At 59.7% G+C, this 5165-nt stretch carries 5 protein-coding genes; 3 read left to right on the top strand and 2 right to left on the bottom strand.

The window, feature by feature from the left end:
• Nucleotides 1-350 precede the first annotated feature (350 nt).
• Nucleotides 351-1145: a hypothetical protein gene (locus ABH939_RS32905; protein ID WP_151097298.1), complete on the bottom strand. Its 795-nt coding sequence runs from the start codon at nt 1143-1145 to the stop codon at nt 351-353.
• A 679-nt stretch (nt 1146-1824) separates the two neighbouring features.
• Complete coding sequence (locus tag ABH939_RS32900; protein WP_151097296.1) at nt 1825-2292, bottom strand: hypothetical protein; 468 nt, start codon at nt 2290-2292, stop codon at nt 1825-1827.
• 176 nt (nt 2293-2468) lie between these two features.
• On the opposite strand from ABH939_RS32900, the gene ABH939_RS32895 reads away from it, so the two are divergent.
• The 3 genes from ABH939_RS32895 to ABH939_RS32885 all read left to right on the top strand — a co-directional run bounded on the left by ABH939_RS32895 (nt 2469) and on the right by ABH939_RS32885 (nt 4780).
• The gene (locus ABH939_RS32895) at nt 2469-2951 is read left to right on the top strand and encodes a polyketide cyclase (protein WP_030537933.1); all 483 of its coding nucleotides are present in this window, start codon (nt 2469-2471) and stop codon (nt 2949-2951) included.
• A 28-nt stretch (nt 2952-2979) separates the two neighbouring features.
• Nucleotides 2980-3162 (top strand): hypothetical protein, encoded by a 183-nt coding sequence (locus tag ABH939_RS32890; RefSeq protein ID WP_151097294.1) that lies wholly within the window; start codon nt 2980-2982, stop codon nt 3160-3162.
• A gap of 670 nt (nt 3163-3832) precedes the next feature.
• Nucleotides 3833-4780 carry a phospholipase D family protein gene (locus ABH939_RS32885; protein WP_151097291.1) on the top strand — a complete coding sequence of 316 codons (948 nt, stop codon included), beginning with the start codon at nt 3833-3835 and terminating at the stop codon, nt 4778-4780.
• The last annotated feature ends 385 nt before the right edge of the window (nt 4781-5165 follow it).

Below are 5165 nucleotides of genomic sequence, written 5' to 3'. Positions count from 1 at the left end.
GTTACCGCAACGAGCCGTCGAGAGCCGCGGCTTGACGATCTGCAACCCGCGACGCAGCTGCCCCTCTCCCACTTCGACAGACAGCTGCGTTACCCGCTCACCGCGGTCGAGGCAATGGCGCACAGATATCAGCGCGCCAACCACAGGCCCACACCCGAATCGCCCCATCGAATTGTAGGAAGCGGATCCATCGAGGCCGAACCGGCGACATCAGTGCAGCATTTCCAATGCCGTAGCGGATTCGATTTTTCTACTGCAAGTTTCGGTACAACGTACTGCGAGCGACGTTCAGCACTTCCGCGATTCGGTCATGGATACGCCTCGCCGTTCATCTTGGTCCGGCAATAGAGTCACAGGCCGACTGCGCCGAGGAGAGCTTCTCCTGGATCGACGACTGCCACTACGGCCGCGACGAACAGCAGCGTCATCGCAATGGTCATCACAGCACCGAGCGATCCGAGGGCGACGAACATCCGACGGTGGGCACCGTTTGTCGTGTCCGACGGTCTGTAGCGTCGGACGGCGATGACGGTTCCGGTTGCGACTACAGCGATCACCACGGCGGTAGCGACAATCGCCGCCCAGTTGTAGTGCTCGACCTGTGTGAGCAACTCGAGCAGTGGCGGTCTGGAGTCTCCGCTCTGCACACCGTTCTCGATCAGAAACTGCGCTGTCGGCCCGTCCGCGTTGTCAGCGGAGAGCATCGGAAGCAGCGCGATTACGGGTGCGGCCGTCGACTGGATGTTGAGCACAGCCACAAACACCGAAAACAATGACAGCACAGTCGTAGTGGTCGCCGCGACCACGCAACCGACGCCGGCCGTCAGAGATCGTCGCCACAGAGTCGCCGCGAGCAGGCACAGAACCGTGGTCAGCAGCACCGAGATGACGATCTTGATCACGTGCCACTCGAACCAGTAGTCCACTATCTCCGCCAAGCCTCGAGGATAGGTGCGGACTCCGCTACCCCAGTAGTCGACCAAGCCGCGGCCGAGCAGCTCACTCATGACGGATTGATCCTGGAACTGCGGATAGCGTCCGCGTAACAACGCGGCCGGACCCAGAACGAACGCGGCCACCAATGCCGCTCCGGCGCATGACAACGCAACGATCGACCAGCGGCTTCGGTTGACGGACGTACTCATTGACGACTCCCTTCCGAGAGAGAGTCAATCAGCAGGTACTCGACTGCACATCCATCTGCAGTACTACATCTGACGAACGAGGTACCAGGTCAGGATTCGATGCTCTATCGCCGTTTGCGCCGGACTCTGGCAATCATCGCGCACGGCCAGGATCAACCCTGCACCCGTGATGAAGTCGGATTCGGCAACACCATATCTGCAGCGACCGCGTTGTTGTGCACCGTTTTTGTCTCCACGTCCTCACTGGACGCAAATCGTGAGTCGCTCCCGCCGCGCCATCCATACCGTCACAGCCGCGGCCGACCATTTCTACCGAGCACTGGGCCACAAAGTTCCGAGAGTCACAGCGTCGATTCGGATCGATTCGTCGGCCGACTACGATCTTAATCTCAACAGGGTCAGCGCATCACTACTGGTGAGATGATGCATGACCGTGGATGGGCAGTAAGGCACTGAAGTTCTCGGTGAAGCACTAGAAGGTGATCTGGGATTTTCACTGCTGCGGCGAAACACTACGAGAGATCGGGCGGGCCCTCGGCCAAACGATCATGTGTTCTGTGAATCTTCCTGCTCAGGCAGCGACCTGTGCCGAGGGGACGGTTACGCGAACAGTACGCCACAGCCACACCCGCATAACCCTCTTAGGGCGGGTGTGACTGTGATGCAACTACATTCCGGGTCAGGGAGTGACGGTGATGCCGGGCGTGGAGTTGAACTTGAGCGCTCCGGTCATCTTCGCTGTTCCGGCCCCTGCTGCAGGGCAGGATGCGCTTCCGCCGTTGGAGGTGAAGTTCACCGTTCCGGTGTTGTTGGCGGTGACGGTGTGGGTTGTGTTGTTGTAGGGGACGGGGCCGGCGGTGCTGGCGGTGACGTCGATGACGCAGCTACCAGCGACTACGTGGGCTCCGCCGTTGGGGATTTTGATACTTCCCATCGGTGATCCGCTGTCGGCGTTGACGTTCAGAGCCCAGGAACCGGACGTGGTGATCGTTGCCGGCACACCTTCGAGGTCACATCCGGACAGTCCCACGCTCGCGATGTTGATGTTGATGCCGCCCGTTCCGGAGTTCACGTTACCGGGCGCTGGAGGGATGGTTCCGGTTCCGCTGACGCTGGTGCAGTACAACTCGAGACCGCCAGTTGTCACGAAACTAAGCCCACTCCTGGTGGCCGTCACCGGAGTGGCTGTGGCGGGGCTGATCGTGGTGGACAGCATCCGACATCTCCGCGCATCACCCCGCCTCGCCGACCGAAGCCGATGAATGCACCCACCGAACGAGAGAAACCTCGCCGACCGATCGGCGGTATGGCAGCATTCGCCACATGACTAGCGAACGGATCGAAGTACAGCGCACCATCCGTGCCGACCCCGCATCGATCTTCGCGGTCCTCTGCGACCCTCAGGGGCACGTCGCCATCGACGGATCCGGAATGCTGATGGGCGCAGATGGCGAACTCGTGACCGCGACCGGCGACGAATTCGTCGTCCACATGGATCGCGAAGCTCTGGGCGACCTACCCATGGGACAGTACGACGTCACAGTGACGATCAAAACCTTTGTTCCCCAACGCGAAATAGCATGGACCATCCTCGGAACTGTTCGGCCTCCGATCGGGCACGTCTACGGATATCGGATCGAGCCGGCCGACGACGGCCACAGTTCCCTCGTGACCTCGTACTACGACTGGTCTGATATCGGCCCCACCTGGCGGCAAGCAGGAATCTTTCCCGTCATCGCCGAAGGATCTCTCAAAGCCACGCTCGGTATCCTTGCACGCACCGTAGCCAGAGGTTATCCGCGCTGACCCCGCCCGAAAGCCCAGCGTCGGGGCCGTGATGCTCCTCTTCCGCGAGCGTGCAGCCACCACCGTGACAATCGCAGCACTGATCGCCGGTGCCGTCGCAACCTCATGGATCTATCTCAACGGAATCTTCTTCGCCACAACGTCTCCAGTGAGTGCAATGTCCTACGTTGCGCTCACAACCATCACGCCGGCGCTACCGCCTGTTATCTGATGGGGCGCCGAAGCCACGCTGACGCCTCCCAGCCGCCACCTCACCTGAACTCGCGACGAGAGGCTGCCAAAGAGTGGTAGACGAACCTCCACTGCAGCCCAACACGCCCGGCTTCCCCGTCACGAGGCACGGGTCCATCAGTTCATGAAGACCACGCCGCCCGACCTACACTAGAATGCCGAGACGTTTTCTGCGCGTTCACTTTTCGAGCACCGATCACGAATCGACTCGGCCCGCCAGCGACACTACATCAGCCACCCGATATCCACACGGCGAGCGCCTACGATCTCAGGCCTACACGCCCCTCCAGGCATGGGCCCGCACGATCCACCACGCCCGCCCTCACCCCCGCGGCATCGCGTACCGCGGTAAATTTCCCGGTGCACTGTGCGGGGCGCTGCTCGAACAAGCAGCAGACCCTTCCCACCCGTCCGGCACCATTACTGCCACCGTCCCGTATTGAAATCGCACGCCGAATCGACAGCGCTGCAGTCGCACTGGGGTTTAACGCCGTCTGACCCGGCAGGGTTGATCACTACAACATTCTTCGACCTCCACGACAGATCACAGATATCCGGAAGTTTCTTTTGCTCCGGAGACGACGCAGAACAACGGCAGCTTTCACGCAGGCGCCAGAAATCGGGCCCGATTCGCGCTACCGTTCTAGGCTATGGGGACCAGCTTCCACGGACCGAACCCGTGGCCACACATCACTCGCGCGATCCGCACGCGAGGCCCACGCTATGCCGCTGTCCCCTATCTCGGACACCTTGCGCCCGAACTACTTCCACTTCGCAGTGGAGACCTTCTGATCGTCAATGCTTCTACCGCGGCGATCCGCGCCCACGCCACTTCACCTGCCGTTCTTGCGCACTACCTCAGCAAGGGCGTTCGCATCCTGTCGTCGTCAACACTGCACGCCAAGGTCATCGTGACGAACCAACGAGCTGTAATCGGCTCGCCGAATGCTTCCGAAAATTCCACATTCACCCATGAAGCGGTCGTCATTTCCGATGACCCCCAAGTGGTTGCCGACAGTCGCGCGTTCATCAACAATATCGACGAAACCACTGCTGTAGACCAAATATTCATCGACAACGCCGCGCGCGAATGGGCGATCGGGCGTGCCGTACCCAAACCTGGCATCACTGGCCGAATGCAGAACCTTGACAACGACTTTCCTCTTGCTCCGACCAACCGAGTATTTATCAGGCAAGTCAGCGATCACGAAACCCGTCCCTCCGTGCGCATCGCGCCTGTGAAACAGACTTCAACGAAGCATCTTTCGGTCAATCCGAGCGTGAGATATCGACTCGAAACACTCAGACTCGGAAAACCAAGCAGCATGGCACGTGGGGACGTCGTCATCCGCGTCTCCACGGACAACGAATTGTTATTGCCACCCGCTGTCGTGATATCCAACCAGGATCGAATACCGGATTCCCCCAGTCATTTTCAGTTCTTTCTCCGCGTTCGCAACGACCTGCTACCGCTTCCTGTGGCAGACACCGAGAGGTATCTTGTCGAGTTCGGGCACCCCAGCGCACAACTGCGGTCCAACCACTACGTTCGCTCGCTCAGTCTTCGGGCCGAACTGTTGGCGTTGTGGAACCTTTGAGTCCTGAGAAACGAATGTTGACGGAATGCGAAGCATTCCTTCGAGTGCGCGAACAGCGCACCGTCAATACGCCGATCCGAGCAATGTACTCACGGAAGTCGAACGGCGCACGACTCTAATGTTCGAATCCGTGAACGAAATCCTCTGCACAACTGCGATAAAGAGCATTCCGCGTGACAATATACGCGGATCGACCTCCCCCAACCGAAGTCCCTCACGATTCGCAGGCGAACACGAAGGCGCAAACCCTCCCCGCTGGAAACCTACGTTCGGCAGCTGACAGGTTAAGGTGAATCGCCCTGGGTCTGATGGAGGCTCTGGCTATTTGATTTCAACCAAGGCCTGCTCACCCTGCTCAGTAGCGTAGAACGTCTTCTCGTACTCT

Source organism: Rhodococcus sp. 27YEA6, assembly GCF_044908235.1.
Taxonomy (GTDB): Bacteria; Actinomycetota; Actinomycetes; order Mycobacteriales; family Mycobacteriaceae; genus Rhodococcus_F; species Rhodococcus_F qingshengii.
The sequence above is the reverse complement of the archived record's forward strand: the minus strand, read 5'-3'. Positions and strand labels throughout refer to the sequence as shown.

Bases quoted from the DNA above. Each gene is read 5' to 3' on its own strand.
- ABH939_RS32905 (WP_151097298.1), bottom strand. From the start codon at position 1,145: ATGAGTACGTCCGTCAACCGAAGCCGCTGGTCGATCGTTGCGTTGTCA.
- ABH939_RS32885 (WP_151097291.1), top strand. From the start codon at position 3,833: ATGGGGACCAGCTTCCACGGACCGAACCCGTGGCCACACATCACTCGC.
- ABH939_RS32895 (WP_030537933.1), top strand. From the start codon at position 2,469: ATGACTAGCGAACGGATCGAAGTACAGCGCACCATCCGTGCCGACCCC.